Origin of the sequence: Marinobacter sp. DS40M6 (assembly GCF_028581595.1) — a bacterium.
Taxonomy (GTDB): Bacteria; Pseudomonadota; Gammaproteobacteria; order Pseudomonadales; family Oleiphilaceae; genus Marinobacter; species Marinobacter salarius.
This window is the reverse complement of the sequence record NZ_JAFCAE010000002.1, coordinates 306,533-324,249: the sequence shown is the minus strand read 5'-3', so window position 1 is coordinate 324,249 and position 17,717 is coordinate 306,533. Positions and strand designations below refer to the sequence as shown.

Below are 17,717 nucleotides of genomic sequence, written 5' to 3'. Positions count from 1 at the left end.
GGTGGGCCGGGTGGAGGGAGATTAGCGTCGAATGCGGCTTGATAAGTCCCGTGCCGCCTTCGCCATGCTTTCAAGCTTTGGAACCATGGTGAGGTTTTCCTCCGCAGCGCGGTTCATCGTTTCGGATATCTCTGCAACTTCGGTCACGTTACGATTAATTTCCTCGCTGACGCTGGTTTGCTCTTCGGCTGCCGTTGCCACTTGAGTGGTTGCGTCATTCACGCTGCCCATGCGGCGATTGATCTCGCCCAATGTCTGCCTGACCGCCTCCACCGACTGCCCGCTCTCCTGAGTGACAATCTCGCTTGCCTGCATATATTCAGAGGCGTCTCTGGACCCGGTGGCTATGGTGTCGATGATTCGGTCGATCTCCACGGTGGCTTCCTGGGTCTTGGCTGCCAGATTCCTGACTTCGTCCGCGACTACGGCGAACCCTCGGCCCGCCTCTCCAGCGCGGGCTGCCTCTATGGCGGCGTTTAGTGCCAGCAGGTTGGTCTGGTCCGCGATTTCGCGGATGACTTTCATTACGTCGCCAACCTTCTTGCCGTCGGAAGTGAGCTGATTGACGGTTCGCGACGAGGTCTGAATCTGGTCAGCGAGTCGATTCATGCTGTCCACTGCGGCGTGGATCTGCTTGTCAGCTTCGCCCGTCTGGCCGGATGTTTCCTGCACTTGGTTCGCAACTGCCGCGGCGTGTTGTGCGACATCCTGAGCGGTTGCCGACATCTCGTTCATGGCCGTTGCGATCTGGTCAATCCGTTGATGGGCAAGTTCGGATTGGGATGAGACTTTGCCGGCATTGTCCCGGATCATTGAGCCCGTGAGTTCGAGTTCGCGAGCATTTTCTTCCATCAATTCGCCGGTTTCTGAGAGAAAGCCGTGTAGCTTGCGGGCGCTATCAGCCAGTCGACCCAATTCATCCTGACGGATTAGAGTCGCGGGATCAGACAGGTCACCTTCCCCCAGTTTGTGCATTTGGCCAATCAGTGTTTGCGTCGGTCGGACGACGGAACGAACCAGGACAATGACGCAAGCGATCGTTCCCAGAAACACTGCGAGTAGCATCAGGCCACCGACGCGCCAGGTGCTCGTGGTGACGGAGTCGTTCAGGGCCGCGGCCTCGGCCACACCCTGTTTACGAATGAGTGCGGAAGCTTCTTCAATCAGCCTTGATGGTTCCCGATCGATGCCGCTGACGGCCCGATCGCCTTCGCCGTGCTGGTAGCCTGATGCCACAAAGTCGGCGAACCCGGTCCGGTAAGCTTCACCCATCTTCTGGTGGGAGCGCTGGAACTGACTCATCAGTGCGCGGGCCTGATCATCTTCCAGCCTTGGGATAAGACTATCCAGCTTTTTCTGGATGAGGGCTTCCTGTTCCTGGAACTGGGTCCAGTACTTTTTACGCTGACCGGCATCCGAGCCGCGAATCAATACGTTTTTCCATTCCTGGACCTGGGTCTTGAAATCACTGAGGATGTCCTGCGCCTCCAGTGCCCTGACCATTTGTTGGCTGGCCAGCCGGTGATAGTCGTTCTTAGCCTGGAGGGAGTAGTTGAAGTAGTAGCCGGCAACCAGTATGACGACCAAGTTTGCGGCAATGACAACGCTCAGCACACGATTGAGAATGCTTCGGGAATACCAATTCATAACGTAGGGGGCCTGTTTCTAGCTAGAGCTTTCGTTCAGGCGTAGTAAAGCGTGATTCTTTGTTATATGCACTAGGATACGGCGGGTGTCACAAAAGTTTCATATTATCGATCAGGAACAGCAACTGGTGATTTAGAAGGGAGTGAAATACTGTTCCAACAGAGCTTCAAAGGGCAGAGGCCTGCTGTATCGATAACCCTGCAGGTAATCACAGCCCCGCTGGAAAAGCCATTGTTCATGGGCTTCGGTTTCGACGCCCTCAGCGACGACTGAGAGCCCAAGCCCTCGCGCCAGGCCAATGATCGAGAGGGTAATGGCGCAGTCGTCCTCGTCGTCTGGCAGTTGGCTGATGAAGGAACGGTCAATCTTGATCCGCGAGAAGGGCAGACTCTTGAGGCGGGACAGTGAAGAATAGCCGGTTCCGAAGTCGTCTATGGACAGGCTTGCACCGTCGGCGACCAGCTCTTCCAGAATACTGTTCAGTGAGTTGAAATCCCCTTGAATGGAATCCTCGGTTACCTCGAAATGCAACGCGCTGACCGGCACGCCATATTCATGGCAGGTTTCCCTGATCAGGCTGGGCAGTTCCGGTATCGATACCTGCTCTGCCGCCAGGTTGACGGAAATCTCTGGCAGCGTAATGCCCTGGTTGTGGGCCTGTTGCCAGTGTTCGCATACGCGGCGAAGCACGCACTCCCCCAACGCATACATCAGGCCACCGCTTCTGGCTATCCCCAGAAATTCAATGGGTGACAGCCAACCCCGTTGCGGGTGTTGCCAGCGTACCAGGGCTTCCAGCGACTCCAGTTTCATCCCGGCGGCGCTCATGATGGGTTGATAGAACACCTCCAGGGTGTGGTTGCTGATGGCTGCCCGCAACTCGTTTTCCAGAACGAATCGCGAACGGGCCGTTACCTGGATGCTCGAATCAAAGAAGCACGCCTGGTCCCGGCCCCGCTGCTTGGCGTTGTACATGGCGGCTTCGGCGCCACGCAACAGCTCTTCGGTGGTTTGACAGTCTCCGGGCAAGTGGCAGATGCCCAGGCTTGCGCCAACGGTGATGGAGTGGCCAGTGAGGCGGATGGGCCTGTTGATTTCCTGCCTTATACGCGAGGCGGTCAGTTCCAGAGAGTCCCGCATGGTGTGGTTGCGCACCATGAGGGCGTACTCATCGCCTCCAATCCTGGCCAGTAGATCCTTGCCTGGAACAGAGAGCTTTTTCAGGCGGCGGCCGACTTCGGCAATAACGTTGTCACCCACCTGAGGCCCAAGCCCATCGTTGATGGATTTCAGGCGGTCCACGTCAATCCATATCAGCGCCAGGCTACCAAGCCCTCGTCGTTCTATTTTGTCGGCGAGATGGCCGATACGGTCTCGCAGGGATTCGATGTTTGATAGCCCGGTCAGTGAGTCGTAACGGGTAACGTATTCAAGTGCGCGTTGTGAGTGGAGCCAGGCTTCGTGGGTATTGATCAGGCTGATGGTATCGGCAATAGCGATAACGAAGGATATTTCCGGCAGGGTCCAGTCCCGTTGATGGGTTGATTCCAGGCAAATGACGCCACTGAGCCGGGCACCATCAAATACCGGTGCATCAAGCATCGATAGGATCTTCAAGGGTATAAGGTAGCCCGGCGCGAATGCCCGGGTGCGGGGATCGTTCTGGGCGTCCCGGACAGACAGCACGCGTTCGGTTTCCAAGGCCGAGAAGTACTCCGGGTTGCCGGACTGGTACAGGCTGGATTTGTCACCGGTGGCAGCGTCCGTAGTATGAAGCCACTCGGACTCAATGCGGTCACGTTCCTCCGGAAACTGCCAGACACTGACCCGGTCAACGTTGAGCAGCCTCGCGCAGAGCGCCGTCAGGTCTGCGAGTTTTTGCGGGCGCTTCTTGTCGATAAACGCCGGACTGTGGCTGAGTTCCGTCAGTGCCTTGTGAAAGGTCACGAAGGTGTCCGTATCGTGCATAGTCTCTGGCTGTCAGTTTCGAGGACGATAGTAGGTGTACGACAAGGAGCGGCGTTTGGTCGCTTTGCGCCAGCATTTTTCATTTTTCGACTTTCTCATACTGGCACCCGGCCCCGATACTGTCCACTTTGAAGTCATAAGAGTAGGACATGGGTCGTCACCAGCGTTCGGAAGTACCGCAGTTAGTTAGGCTTTATTGTCTGATTGAGTCATTTTAAAGGCGCCTGCGGCGAAATGCCGGTTTCTGGTTTATGCTGGTAGCGAAAAAACAACAAATTTATTGTCTCTCTTGAACTGGGAATATCTTTGCAAAAGGGTCTGACGCAGATTCTGTTCGCCATTATGCTGTTTGCGCTGCCTGCTCTGGTTTCAGCGGAGCCGGCGGTTTGGGACAGTTATGCCAAGCGGTTGGAGCTTCTCAGGTATGTGGAGTATTGGCAGGAACCCGCCGGCGCCGTTCCCCTGGATTCCGTGAGACAGCTTCCCGAAAGGGAGTGGCAGTCAAACGGAAAAGACAGCGTTAGCCTGGGATACGGTGATAAGGTTTACTGGTTCCGGGTAAATGTTCGCAACCCAGGGGCCGCCACGGCTCCCCTGTTCCTGGAAATCGGGTATCCGGTGTTGGACCATATCGAGGTCTATCTGCTCGAAGATGGCGAGCTTGTAAAACGACAGTTATTGGGTGATAAGCAGCCGTTCTACCAGCGCCCAATCTACCACCGCAATTTTCTTGTCCCGCTCTCCCTTTCACGTGACGACGAGCTCTCCATCTATCTTCGAGTGGACACCACCAGTTCCATGCAGGTGCCCCTGACCCTTTGGGATCAGGATGCTTTCTACGTGGCCGAGCAGGCCCGCAGCCTGTTCGAGGGCATTTACTACGGCATTGTGCTGGTGATGATCCTCTACAACTTGTTTGTGTATATGGCGGTTGGCGAGCGGAGCTTCCTGCATTATGTGGGGTACATTTCGGCCATGCCCCTGTTCCTGGCGAGCCTGCATGGCGTTGCTTTCCAGTATCTCTGGCCGGAGGCTACCTGGTGGAATGACCAGGCGATCACCGTGTTCCTCAATCTGGTCGTGCTGTTTGGCGGCACCTTTAGCCTTCACTTTCTCAATGTGACGTCAGCCAACCACCCGTTTCTCAACAGACTGACGGTGGGGATTGTCGTTATGGCTGGTGTGATGGCAACGGCGGGATTGCTGGTTCCGTATCGACTCTTGATCCTGCCGACCATTCTGCTTGCTTTCCTGGGCTGCACGACCATGCTGGTGCTCAGCATTGTGCGCTGGCTGAAAAAGGACCCCGCAGCGAGGTACTACGCGTTGGCCTGGGTGTTTATGCTTTTCGGAGGGATTGTCCTGGCGCTGAGCAAGTTCACCGTGTTGCCACGCAACCTGCTGACGGAGAACGCAACCCAGGTGGGCTCCGCCATGGGCGTCATTCTGTTATCGATGGCGCTGTCAGACCGGCTCAACAGGGAAAAGAAGCGTGCTTTCGAGGCCCAGCAGCGCCTGTTGCTTGAAGAACGCAAAGCCAGGATGGCTCAGGAAAAGTCCCTTCGTATTCAACAGGAAGCCAATACGTTACTTGAACAGAGAGTACAGGAGCGCACCCGGGACCTCGAGTCGCTCAACGATCAGTTGCGCGAACTCAGTGCCACCGACGCGCTCACCGGGCTCAAGAACCGTGGTCACTTTGACCGTACCTTCAGCTCGGCGGTGGTGAAGGCGTATCGATTTAGTCAGCCATTGTCACTGCTGCTTCTGGATATCGATCATTTCAAGAAGTTCAACGACACACATGGTCATCTGGTCGGCGACGATTGCCTGCAGATGGTGGCCAACTGTATCCGCGACTATGTCACGCGCCCACAGGATTTGGCTGCCCGCTACGGCGGCGAAGAGTTTGTGGTTCTGTTGCCGGATACCCCGAAAGAGGGGGCGCTGAGAGTGGCCGAGAAAATCCGGAGCCGGATTGAGGAAACCGGGTTCCGGGTGTCGGATGAAGTCTTGCACCTGACGGTGAGTATTGGTTTGTGTGCCGTCTGTCCCAGCCAGGCGGATGCCACCAAAGACATCTTCAGTTGGGCCGATGGGGCCCTCTACGAGGCCAAGGGGCGTGGGCGGAATCAGGTCGTCGTCTGCGAGCCCCCCTCCGTTCAGGGAGCGGAACCTGTCATGACCTGATGGGCTGGCTGTCTATCCTGGGCCAGTTCATCGTCTCCTCCAGCAAAAACGCCAGTTCCAGCAGTGTCTGCTCACCCCCGTGCTTACCCATCAGCTGAATAGAAACCGGCAGACCCTGCTCAGTGAGGCTGGCTGGCAGCGAAATGGCGGGTGCGCCGGTGGCGTTGGCCAGTGGCGTAAAGCTGACGTATTGGGTCAGGCGGTCGAACAGGGTATCAAAGTCGACCGTGGGGCTCAGGTAGCCGATTTCGGGCGTGGTGTGACCCAGTACCGGAGTGAGAATGGCATCGTAACTGGCCATGGTGCGAGCGTAGTCCTGATACGACCGGTGCAGGCGCCAGAGTGCCGCCGGTAATTTGTAGAACTGCCTCCGGAAGGCTTTGTCCAGCCCAAGGGTTAGCCCGTCCAGCTGTGACTTGTCAAAACTAGGGTGAATCAACCGCTTGCCATTTGCGCGCACACCAAAGGCCAGCATTCCCCAATAGAGCGCAAAATCATCAGGGAAAGATGAGGCAACGGGAACTCCTACCGGTTCCACCTTGTGGCCAAGCTTTTCGAGTAGTTGTGCTGTATTTTCAACGGCTGCGCGGGTCTGACTGTCGGTGGCGTGACCGTTGATGGAGTCGGTCACCAGGCCAATACGGAGTGAGCGTGTGGCGGGGCGCTCTACCTTTCCTATGGCCGGGAGTTTCGGGTTTCGGAAAAAGCGTTCCGCTCCGTGATAGAAGTTGGCGGTATCCCTGACCGTGCGCGTTACCACACCATCACTGACGATATTGATGGGGAGTGTTTTAGCCGCATCGTTGTCGATCAGCCGTCCCCGGGTAGGTTTCAACCCCACCAGCCCACAACAGGCGGCTGGAATGCGGATGGAGCCACCGCCATCGTTGGCGTGTGCGATGGGGATGACACCTGCGGCAACCAGCGCCGCGGAACCTCCTGATGAAGCACCGGTGGAATATTGAAGGTGCCAGGGGTTGCGGCTTGGGGTGTCATGGGCGGGTTCGGTGGTTGCATTGAAGCCGAACTCAGGCAGGGTGCTTTTGCCAAAACACACCAGGCCCTGGGCCAGCAACTGACGGGCGAAAGGGCTGGTTTCGTCGGCCGGGTGGGAATGGATGGCCGCAGTGCCATGGGAGGTGGGGAATCCCTTCACCTCGGTGTTGTCTTTGATCACCGTGGGAACGCCCGCAAAGATGCCAGGCACCGTTTTTGCAGCCGGAGTTTTATTTGCGATCATGCCGGCACCGTCGTCCGGAATGGGGGTAACCAGGCCATGGATAAAGGGTTTGGCTATTCGCGCCCGGGCCAGGGTAGCCTGGAGGACTTCGCCGGCTGATACGTCGCCGTTGTGAATCAGTTCGGCCAGCCCGGTGGCGTCGTGCCGGCCCAGCAGATCGTCACTGAACGTGTGCATTGATTGCGGGTGGGGTTGCAACGGATGTTGGGCGGTCAAAGCAGATACTCCGTGTTGTTTTCGGGACTGTATCCACTGTATATAAAACCTAAACGTGACGATATGTCATATCAGGAAATTGCATCGCGGCGCACGACAAGTAGAGGGGATGTAAGTAAAGGCCCTCGCCGGGCCTTTCGTTAGTTGCGGGCGTCCTTTATTACGTCGTAGGCGTGGCTGATCTCACGGGTGCGCTCTTCTGCCATTTCCCGCATGCTTTCCGGCAGGCCGCGCCCAGCCAGTTTGTCCGGATGATTCTCGCTCATCAGTTTGCGGTAGGCTTTCTTGATCTCGGCGTCGCTGGCGGAGGGCGACACCCCGAGAACCTTATAGGCATCGTCGATCTGGCTGGCGGACGATGGTTGGCCAGACGCACCTGCCTGGCCGGCGTGAGCGCCCCTCAACATGGCTTCCAACTGGTCTACCTGGGCCTCGGGCAGTCCCAGCCCCCGGGCAATACGCACCAGCATCTCATGTTCGGCCGGGTGGACCACACCATCGGCGGCAACGGCAGACACCTGTACCTGAAGGAACATCTGCAGTAATGCGGGCTGGCGGCCACTCACCCGCAGGAAGTGTTGCAGTTCCGCATCCAGGTCGAAGTCATTGGCCTTGCCACGGTTGAAGGCAGCCTTGGCGCGCTCCCGGTGTTCGCCGGAGAGACGAAACCGATCGAACAGGCGTTCCGCCACCTGGATCTCATCGCGAGTGACAACGCCATCGGCTTTACACAGGGCGCCCATCACCGCAAACACGGATTCCAGGAAGTCCGTCTGCACATTGCGCAGTTTTTGCCACAGACGGCTCTTGATGTATCGGGTCAACAGTACGCCTGCCACAGCGCCAATCAGAAGGCCGGGAAAGCGGCCAAACAGGTAGCCGATCAAACCGCCGATAAACAGGCCGAACATGTCAGTGTCCTTTTCAAGTGTTTAAAACTGCGCAAAGTATACGGGTTTCGGCGAAGAATTCGAAAATAACCCGTCGCGATGGAGGAATGTTCATGTCAGAAAGCGTTCTTCATTCACGGCGTCGATTTGTTCCGGACGCAGGTGTTGCTCTGCGTATCGGCGGTAGATACCTGTCTGGACGAACAACTGGAACACCGCCCGGTCGATGTGTCCGTCATTCACCATTCTCTGCATGATGGTCAGGGATTCGGTCAGTGTCTTGCCCTCCTTGTAGGGGCGGTCCACGGCGGTCAGCGCCTCGAAAATATCCGCCACCGCCATGATCCGCTCGGGAATGCCCATGTCGTCTGCGTTCAGCCGGCAGGGGTAACCTTGTCCATCCATGCGTTCATGGTGGGTGCCTGCCAGGTGGGGCACGTTCGCAAGTCTGTCAGGTAGGGGCAGGGCGTCCAGCATGCAGATGGTCTGTACGATGTGGTCGTTGATCCGGAAGCGTTCCTCGGGGGTCAGGGTTCCTTTTGCCACGGTCAGGTTGTGGAGCTCACCCTGATTAACGGCATGTTCTGGAAGTGTCATGTCGAATCCCCACCGGTTCCGTGGGTCGTCTTTGGTGACGGGCGGTTTGTGCGCACCCCAGGGACGAAGGTGGCCGGGTTTGTCTGCCAGCAGAGGTTCTGTAGCAGGTGGCGTCTGCTCCGGTGTGCCAGTCAAAACCTGCTTTTCGTCGCCGGACAATCCCAGCCTGTCACTGAAATGACGCACCCAGGTGCGTTGGCCGATCTGTCGGATGTGCTCTATGTCGTCCTCCGACATGAATTCGCCACCAGTGTTGGCGTTGGCGACTGCGCGAAAGGCTTCCTGCAGCTCTTCCTGTTCCCGATCCCGGTCGGTTTCCGCCTGCTGAGAACTCTCGCCAGCCAGTTGCCTTTTCAGGCACCGAATCTCCGCATCCCGATGCAGAACTTCAAAGCGGGTGCGAATCTCATGGATGCGGTTGTAGATCGTTTCCAGTTTGACGGCCTTGTCCACCACATGCTCGGGGCTGGTGATCTTTCCACAGTCGTGAAGCCACGCTGCCAGGTGGAACTCGTAGCGCTCGTCGTCGTTCATGGTGAAGTTGGCAAAGGGTTCTGCGGGGCTCTGGATAGCTTCATCGACCATCATCTGGGCGAGTTTTGGTACGCGGTCGCAGTGGCCACCCGTATACGGTGACTTGGCATCAATGGCGTTGGCAACCAGGCGAATGATGCCCTCAAGCAACGCCTGCTGGCTTTCAATCAGTTCACGGGTTTCGATCGCAACGGCGGCGGAGCCGGCGATCTCATCGACGAATACGATCAGGTCGTCGCTAAGGTGGGTGTGCTCACCATGCTCCATTTCGATAACGAGGGCCCCAATCAACTGTTTGCGCCGGTTTCTGAGAATGGCGAATACCGGATGGCCGGAAAGGGCGTTACGGAGCGCCCTTATCACGTCGTTGTCGTCGTCCTTGGCGTTGACGCCGGTGATGGTCTCCGGCGGGTGTATGCCACAGTCCACGGCTAGCGAGAGCTCGCTGTTTTGGCGGCTCATCAGGTAGATGGCGCCCCGGGTCTGTCCGAGAATGTGCACGATCTGTTGGAGGATATCCTGCAAAAGACTATCCAGGTCCTGGCCCCGATTGAGTGCGGTGGCAATACTTTGGAAGCTGCGGATCGTACTGGCCATATCGTCCAGGGCGACGCTGAGTTGACGCGCTTCGCGAATATGGGAATCAACGGAAATGGGCGTATCGAAACGAAAACGGGAGAGTGCCCCCACCCGGCGTGTCAGTAATTCCAGCGGCCTGCCCACACGACGGCCCAGGAACCAGCCGATGATCAGCAATAAAAGTGCAATGGCACTTGCAAGGATAGTCTGACGGGTCAGGGCCGCCCAGACATCGGCCAATAGTTCGTCGGCGGGAATGGCCACGGCAATTTTCAGATTCTCCTGATTCAGGGAATCAAGGGGCTCGGTCATGCCGTACCAGTCGCGGTTTTCGGTGGTAAAGCGGTTTACCAATTCACTCGTGGCTTGCATGCCATCGCGTTCCAGGACGGCGTTGATGGCTCCGTCACTCAGCCCCTGTGGCTTTGCTGTGGTGGATGTTGTCCCGCTGTTGGTGGTATCAGGCCCTGTGTAGGCCAGGGGGGAACCCTCGGCATTGACGATGGCAATGCGGGTGCCGGGCGTCTGCCGCAGTTCGGCTAGCTGCGTGCTCAGGTCGGTGACAGTTACGTCGATGCCAAACACGGTGTTGCTGTCCATGCCCTTCGCAATGGCTTGCCGCCGGGAAAGGGTCAAACCGGTTTCACCCGTGGTAAAGAAAACATAGGGCGCGGTCAGTTCCGTCGTACCGGAGGCATTAGCGAGCTCGTACCAGCCACGATCTCTGGGATCAAAGCGGTAGTCGGATGGTGTGCGGCGCTCAAGAAGGGTGCGGTTGGCATCGTAGAAGTGCCACATGGGTTGCGGCCTTCCATCCTCGGCCCTGGTGATGGACTGGAGCAGGTATTGCGCATTGGTGGGTGCGTCAGGAAACTGCATGGCACCGGAGCTGCGTATCTTGCGTAGCAGGAAAAAATCGCCGTTGTCATAGCCAGCGTAAACGGCACTGACGATGTCGCTGCTATCTAGAATGTCGGCGATAACCGGCAGCCTGACCAGGCGTTGTTGCAATGTATCGGCGACGGCCAAAGGGTCATGGCTGAGGACCGCGAGGGCGGTTGACGGCGGGCCAGTGATGGTGCGGATACGGTCATCCACACTGACGGCAAGCTGGCGGGCCGTGGCACTGGCGGCGGTTATCTTGGCACTTTCCATGCCGCGAAAGCTTTGCCCGACCAGTACAATGGTGAGTGCCAGCATGCCGAGGGTGATTGTAGAGGCAATCAGAAAGGCAAGCGATACCTGTGCTGTCTGGCGGTTCCGACGCATGGTTCATCCTTAAACGGTGGTCTGGCGTAGCGAAGAGCATGGGACTGCACTGCCCTAAGGGTAGACGTTAAACTCCCGGTTTTCCTGATCATACGGTGAATGCGTAATGACCATGGATTTGTTCGAGTCATCTTCATCAGAGCCTTGGGTTGAGCCGCTCTGCGACGGGGCAGTTGTCCTTCGCCGTTTTGCCCGGGCCGAGGCCAGCGGATTGCTGGAAGCGATTTCAGGCGTGGCGGAACAGGCTCAGTTTCGGCAAATGCAGACACCCGGTGGCCACACCATGTCGGTGGCGATGACTTGTTGCGGAGACTGGGGCTGGGTGACGGATGCGCAGGGCTACCGGTATCAGCGAACCGATCCGCTTTCGGGGGAACCCTGGCCGTTGATGCCGGCCGTGTTTCGGTCCCTGGCGGTGAAGGCAGCAAGCGCGGGGGGCTACTCGGGGTTCGAACCGGACGCCTGCCTGGTGAACCGCTATGCACCTGGCGCCAAAATGGGGCTCCACCAGGACAAAGACGAGGACGACTTCGGTCAGCCGATCGTTTCTGTGTCCCTGGGCACGCCGGCGATGTTTCAGTTCGGAGGCGCCCGGCGCAGTGACCGGCCACAGCGAGTGCCCCTTGAGCATGGTGATGTTGTGGTCTGGGGCGGCCCGGCGAGGCTCCGCTACCATGGTGTGCTAACGCTCAAGCAGGCACAGCATTCGCTGACGGGCGCCTGCCGTTACAACCTGACGTTTCGCCGTGCGCGGTAATGGTGGGTGATGGCACCCTCAAGCGTGGTGGTTAAACGCTGTAGCAACTCCCCGCTGTGTCGCCAGAAGTGCCAGTAGAGTGGCACTTTCAGCTCATGACCCGGTGCAAGGTTGACCAGGCCCCCATTGTCCAGCCAATGACTGGCCTGGATTTGCGGAATCATGCCGTAGCCCATGCCGGCCCTGGCAAGCTGGACGAAACCTTCGGAGGAGGGGCACAAATGGTAGGGGAAACGGCCGTGGTAGCCACAGCCGGCCATGAATCGGTGCTGTAGCTGGTCGTTGGGGCCAAATACAATAGCCGGAGAGGTGGCGAAAGCTTCTGGTGTGATGCCATCCGGAAAAAACTGGCGAACATACTGTGGGGTCGCCAGCGGCATGTAGGTCATTTCCCCCAGTGCCACGCAACGCCCGCCAGCAATGGGCTGGCTGCTGCTGCACAGACAGGCGGCTACATCGCCATCGCGCATTCGCTTCAGGCCTACGTCCTGGTCCTCAATCACCAGATCGAGCAATAAACCCTCCCGGCTGCAGAACTCCCCAACCACAGCGGCCCACCAGGTGGCCAGGCTGTCGGCGTTGATAGCGATACGCAGGCGGGTGGTGTCCTCGGCAAGGGCGGGGATGGTTTTGCGCAGGTCCCTTTCCAGAAGCTGTACCTGCTGGAAGTGGTTCAGCAGCTTGTTTCCGGCCGGCGTTGCCTGCAGTTCCGGGTGCCGGACCAGAACCGGCTGGCCCAGGCGTACTTCAAGTGACTTGATGCGTTGTGATACGGCGGATTGCGTAAGCCCGAGGTTCTCCCCGGCACGCTCAAACCCACCGTTCTCGATCACCGCGGCAAGTGCCTGCAGAAGCTTGTAATCCAACATAAGAAATATTCATGGGATATAAGGTTTATGATTTTTAAGTATAGCCCTTACCCCTTAAGCTTCCAGCAAATTCGGAGGGAAATATGCTGACAAGTTATCTGACAGGGCTGCTGGTGTGCGGCGGCATCATCATTGCGATTGGCGCTCAAAACGCCTACATCCTGGGGCAGGCGATTCGCCGGGAACATCACTGGTATTGCGCCGGCATTTGCATGACGGCGGATATCTTGCTGTTCACGGCAGGCATGTTCGGCGTTAACGCCGCGTTGATGGCCGTGCCTGAAGCGCTGGACGTGATGCGCTGGTTGGGTGTGGCGTTCCTCAGCTGGCTGGCGTTGCTGGCCTTCGCTCGTGCTGCGAAAGGACGTGATGCCCTGGATGCCAGGAAAGCGGATGTTTCGAGCCTGCGGACCGTGGTGTTGACCACCCTGGCGGTAACGCTGCTGAATCCCCAGGTGTATCTGGATACCTTGTTGCTGATCCCTGCCATCGGCGCGCAACAGGCCAGCCCGCTGGTGTTTGTGGCCGGCGCCAGCAGTGCGTCTGTCATGTGGTTCTGCCTGCTGGCGTTCGGCGGGGCGGCGCTTTCCCCCTGGTTGTCGAGCCCTATGTCCTGGCGGTTCATTGATGGCGCCATTGGTTCCATGATGGCGATCATTGCCTTTCACCTCGCCAGCAACGGCCTGTCCGGACCGGTGGCGTAAACAGGGCCCGGTCTCCGGGCCCGCCGGTTACTTTTCCAGCACCGTTCTGGTATGCTTCGCCGCCTTTAATTCGCAGCTTATGAACGTACCTTAATGAACGTCCCCACGACAGTTACGACGATCACTCCGCCCTAGCGTCCTGTGCTCCCAGGTTTACGTCCTGATTGAACTCCGGTAGTCACATCATGAGGACTACAACCGGTTTTTACGTCCCGAATTTGTCCTCTCTGACTGGATACCAACGATATGGTGAACAAGCTTAAGGCCGACTGGCTTTCCAATATACGCGGCGATTTGCTTGCCGGCATTGTGGTGGCGCTGGCGTTGATTCCCGAAGCCATCGCTTTTTCCATTATCGCCGGTGTGGACCCGAAAGTGGGTCTGTATGCCTCGTTCTGTATTGCTGTGGTGATTGCCTTCGTCGGTGGCCGCCCCGGTATGATCTCCGCCGCGACAGGCGCTATGGCGCTGTTGATGGTGACTCTTGTAAAGGAGCACGGCCTGGAGTATCTGCTTGCAGCTACGCTGCTGACCGGGTTGCTGCAGATCGGCGCTGGCTATCTGAAACTCGGCGGCCTGATGCGCTTTGTGTCCCGTTCCGTGGTGACCGGGTTTGTGAACGCGCTGGCTATCCTGATCTTTATGGCGCAGTTGCCAGAACTGACTAATGTCACCTGGCACGTTTATGCGATGACCGCTGCCGGACTGGGTATCATTTACCTGTTTCCACTGGTGCCGGTCGTCGGCCGCATACTGCCATCGCCGTTGATCTGTATTGTCTCGCTGACCATCGTCGCGATGGTCTACAACATCGATATCCGCACGGTCGGTGATATGGGGCAACTGCCGGATACGCTTCCGATTTTCCTGTGGCCAGACGTGCCGCTGAACCTTGAAACCCTGATGATCATCCTGCCTTACTCCGTCGGTCTGGCCATTGTTGGCCTTCTGGAATCCATGATGACCGCCACCATTGTGGACGACCTCACGGACACAACCAGTGACCGTAACCGGGAGTGCAAAGGGCAGGGCGTTGCCAATATTGGCTCTGGCCTGCTGGGTGGCATGGCTGGTTGCGCGATGATTGGCCAGTCCATTATCAACATCAAATCCGGCGGCCGAACCCGGCTTTCCACGCTGACAGCGGGTGTATTCCTGCTGGTTCTCGTGCTGGTGCTGGACCAGTGGCTGGTACAGATTCCAATGGCGGCCCTCGTAGCCGTGATGATCATGGTGTCCATCGGTACCTTCAGTTGGGCGTCGATCAAGAACCTGAAAGAGCATCCCCTGTCCACCAACATTGTGATGGTGGTGACCGTTATTGTCGTCGTCGCCACGCACAACCTGGCCTTCGGCGTGCTGGCAGGCGTGCTTCTGGCGGCCCTGTTCTTCGCCAACAAGGTGGGCCATTACATGCTGGTGACGTCCGACTTTGACGAAGCGACTGACACCCGCACCTACAACGTTGTCGGACAGGTGTTCTTCAGTTCCTCGGAAAAATTCACGGAATCCTTTGATTTCAAGGAAGCAGTGGATAATGTGGTGATTGACCTGACCCGGGCGCACTTCTGGGACATTACGGCAGTGGGCGCTCTGGACAAGGCCGTTATCAAGTTCCGTCGCGAAGGTGCGGAGGTGGAGATCATCGGCCTGAATGAAGCCAGTGCCACCATTGTTGACCGCTTTGGAGTGCACGATAAACCCGACGCCGTTGACCAGTTGATGGCGCACTGATATGACACAAGCCAAGGAATTCAACGACGTAACCGGTCAGAATAACAACCACAAGGATCACCAAGGCGAGGTTGAAATGCTACGAGTAGTTGCCTGTATCGACGGCTCCCGGGCTGCACCGGCGGTGTGTGATTACGCTGCCTGGGCCAGCAAGCACATGGAAACCCCGATGACTCTGCTGCACGTCCTCGATGAGGAACGCTATCCAACAGAGCCGGACCTGGCTGGCAGCATCGGCTTGGGAAGCCGTGAACAGCTGATGGATGAGCTTGCCGAGCTTGACCGCAAGCGTTCCAAGCTGGCCCTGGAACACGGCCATCACATGCTCGATGAGGCTGAACACCGGGTGAAGGAACAGGGCATTGACGACGTGATCAAGCGCCAGCGCCATGGGGATCTGACGGAATCCCTGCTGGCCCTGGAAAACCAGACCCGTCTGCTGGTCATGGGGCTGCACGGTGAGAGCAGTTCAGACCGTGACGTACATGTGGGCAGCCAACTGGAAACGGTGATTCGTAGTGTCCACCGCCCGATTCTTCTGGTTCCGGACGAGTACGAGCAGCCAAAGAGCGCCATGCTGGCTTTTGACGGCAGCGCCACGGCGTTCAAGGGCGTGGAACTTCTGGCGGGTAGCCCGGTACTGAAAAGCATGCCGATTCATCTGGTGATGATTGGAGCGGACACCAATGACCGCTGGGAACAGCTCAAGAAAGCAGAGAAGATGCTGGGTGACCTTGGCTCCGACATCACCATCGCGATCCGTGGCGGGGATGTAGAGCCAACCCTTCACGCCTACCAGGAAGAACACGACATCGACATCCTGGTAATGGGTGCCTATGGTCATTCACGAATTCGGCAGTTCCTGGTGGGAAGCACCACAACCACCATGCTGAAAACCGCGAAAAAGCCGCTGGTGATCCTGCGCTAATGCTGAACCAGCGGCGCTCTGTTGCCGGGCTGATGTCGGCACGCTACTCTCTGTCAGGGCTGCTAGTGCTGCTAGTGCTGCTAGTGTTGCTGACAGGCTGTGCCGGCAGTTTACCGCCGGCCACTCATTCCGGAGCCGAAACCGCCGTGCTGACTGACGACAGTTTCCTTTCCAGCCAGTCCCGGCAACGGCTGGCTGATGCGAACGGTCAATCCGGTTATTACCTGCTGGATTCTGGTCAGGACGCCTTCCTGTACCGAGCCGCTATGATTGAGGCGGCTGAACACCGTATTGATGCCCAGTACTACATCTGGAATCGTGATGACTCCGGACTGCACCTGGCCGGCCGGCTGTTACTCGCAGCGGACCGTGGTGTTCAGGTCCGGCTGCTGCTGGATGACTTTAACGCCGAGGGGATCGGCGAATTGTTTGCTTCCCTGGATACCCACCCGAATATTCATATTCGCATCTTCAACCCAGCCAGAAACCGCAGTGGCTGGGGCCGATGGGTATCGTTCCTGATGGATTTCCAGCGAATAAACCGCCGAATGCACAACAAGACATTTGTGGTGGACGGGACTGCGGGCATTGTCGGTGGTCGCAACATTGGTGATGAATATTTCGGCTTCGATGAGAGCCGCTATTTCAGGGATCGCGATGTCCTTGCCCTGGGGCCGGTGGTTGAGGGTATGGCGGATAATTTCCAGGCGTACTGGAGCAGCCCCTGGGCTTACCCCGCATCCGATCTATACACATCCATGCCTACTGGCGCGGAGTTGGCCGAGACGCTGGAGGGGCTTCGGCAGCAGGCCATCGCACAACCCCGACTTCCCATCTCTGCCCCCACCGGGGCGGAACAGGGCAGGTCTGAACTGACCAGCGTGTTCAGCCGAATGACGATTGCTCAGGGGGAACTGGTGTTTGACCCTCCCCCTGAACATATGGACGCGCCATCCGAGACACCCAAACGCAGCGCACTGGCGTTGCAACGCCTGGCGCAGACAGCCACCCGGGAAATCCTGATCGAGTCCGCCTACCTCATTCTTGCCAGGGAACAGTTGCAGGCCCTGGGGGCCAGCGAGCGCCCGCAACTGGAGGTTGCCGCGCTGACCAACTCACTGGCTTCCAATGATCTGGTCACCAACCATGCCGGTTATGCCCGCTGGCGTCCCTACATGCTGGAGCAGGGCATAGACATCTACGAACTCAAGCCCGATGCCGAGGCCTGCCGGCAATGGCTGAGTGACGACGCCTTCTGCGCCACGGGCGAGGTCAGCCTGCACTCCAAATCAGTGGTTTTTGATCGCAGCACCCTGGTGGTGGGGTCCTTCAACGTTAACCTCCGCTCCATCTACCTCAACGGTGAAACCGTATTGATTATCCACAGTGCCGACCTGGCAGAGCGTGTGGCGGAGGATGTACGGCTGACCATGGCGCCCGGCAATAGCTGGGAGGTGGCTCTGGACGAGGACGGAGATCTCCAGTGGCGCAGCGGTGAGGCGGTATATGGCAGTGAGCCGACCGTCCATTGGTGGCGCCGGGCGAAGTCCGGGTTCTTGTCGTGGTTGCCTATCGAGAAGTACCTTTAGTCTGGG

12 protein-coding genes are annotated in these 17,717 nt (G+C 58.0%); 6 read left to right on the top strand and 6 right to left on the bottom strand.

Annotation, left to right across the window (positions count from 1 at the left end; translation table 11 throughout):
• Positions 1–21: 21 nt before the first annotated feature.
• Both JJO78_RS05415 and JJO78_RS05410 read right to left on the bottom strand, forming a co-directional pair.
• A complete protein-coding gene (locus JJO78_RS05415) occupies positions 22–1,647 on the bottom strand; it encodes a methyl-accepting chemotaxis protein (protein ID WP_075195851.1) in 1,626 nt (541 codons plus the stop codon).
• Between the two features lie 132 nt (positions 1,648–1,779).
• On the bottom strand, positions 1,780–3,615 hold the full coding sequence (locus JJO78_RS05410; RefSeq protein WP_075195850.1) for a putative bifunctional diguanylate cyclase/phosphodiesterase: 1,836 nt from the start codon (positions 3,613–3,615) through the stop codon (positions 1,780–1,782).
• A gap of 306 nt (positions 3,616–3,921) precedes the next feature.
• Between JJO78_RS05410 and JJO78_RS05405 the strand changes: the two genes are divergently transcribed.
• Complete coding sequence (locus JJO78_RS05405; RefSeq protein WP_226909902.1) at positions 3,922–5,805, top strand: sensor domain-containing diguanylate cyclase; 1,884 nt, start codon at positions 3,922–3,924, stop codon at positions 5,803–5,805.
• Here the strand turns inward: JJO78_RS05405 and JJO78_RS05400 are convergent.
• From JJO78_RS05400 to JJO78_RS05390, 3 genes are all read right to left on the bottom strand, one after another.
• Positions 5,795–7,261, bottom strand: a complete 1,467-nt coding sequence (locus tag JJO78_RS05400; protein ID WP_337251846.1) for an amidase — start codon at positions 7,259–7,261, stop codon at positions 5,795–5,797. The two genes, JJO78_RS05405 and JJO78_RS05400, sit on opposite strands and share 11 nt — an antisense overlap.
• 140 nt (positions 7,262–7,401) lie before the next feature.
• Positions 7,402–8,172 (bottom strand): co-chaperone DjlA, encoded by a 771-nt coding sequence (gene djlA, locus JJO78_RS05395; protein WP_036204533.1) that lies wholly within the window; start codon positions 8,170–8,172, stop codon positions 7,402–7,404.
• A gap of 90 nt (positions 8,173–8,262) precedes the next feature.
• The gene (locus tag JJO78_RS05390) at positions 8,263–11,130 is read right to left on the bottom strand and encodes an HD domain-containing phosphohydrolase (protein ID WP_075195848.1); all 2,868 of its coding nucleotides are present in this window, start codon (positions 11,128–11,130) and stop codon (positions 8,263–8,265) included.
• 106 nt (positions 11,131–11,236) lie between these two features.
• On the opposite strand from JJO78_RS05390, the gene alkB reads away from it, so the two are divergent.
• A complete protein-coding gene (gene alkB, locus JJO78_RS05385) occupies positions 11,237–11,887 on the top strand; it encodes a DNA oxidative demethylase AlkB (protein ID WP_075195847.1) in 651 nt (216 codons plus the stop codon).
• Here alkB and JJO78_RS05380 read toward each other — a convergent pair.
• Positions 11,857–12,756 (bottom strand): LysR family transcriptional regulator ArgP, encoded by a 900-nt coding sequence (locus tag JJO78_RS05380; RefSeq protein ID WP_075195846.1) that lies wholly within the window; start codon positions 12,754–12,756, stop codon positions 11,857–11,859. The two genes, alkB and JJO78_RS05380, sit on opposite strands and share 31 nt — an antisense overlap.
• 83 nt (positions 12,757–12,839) lie before the next feature.
• Here JJO78_RS05380 and JJO78_RS05375 point away from each other — a divergent pair, with 83 nt between their 5' ends.
• From JJO78_RS05375 to JJO78_RS05360, 4 genes are all read left to right on the top strand, one after another.
• Positions 12,840–13,460, top strand: coding sequence for a LysE/ArgO family amino acid transporter (locus JJO78_RS05375; protein WP_007151886.1), 621 nt, complete (start codon positions 12,840–12,842; stop codon positions 13,458–13,460).
• Between the two features lie 246 nt (positions 13,461–13,706).
• Complete coding sequence (locus tag JJO78_RS05370; RefSeq protein ID WP_036204539.1) at positions 13,707–15,194, top strand: SulP family inorganic anion transporter; 1,488 nt, start codon at positions 13,707–13,709, stop codon at positions 15,192–15,194.
• 1 nt (position 15,195) lies between these two features.
• On the top strand, positions 15,196–16,122 hold the full coding sequence (locus JJO78_RS05365) for a universal stress protein (RefSeq protein WP_075195845.1): 927 nt from the start codon (positions 15,196–15,198) through the stop codon (positions 16,120–16,122).
• Entirely contained in the window at positions 16,122–17,711 is a 1,590-nt protein-coding gene (locus JJO78_RS05360; RefSeq protein ID WP_226909901.1) for a phospholipase D family protein, read from the top strand. The genes JJO78_RS05365 and JJO78_RS05360 overlap by 1 nt, the downstream gene beginning before the upstream one ends.
• Positions 17,712–17,717 lie beyond the last annotated feature (6 nt).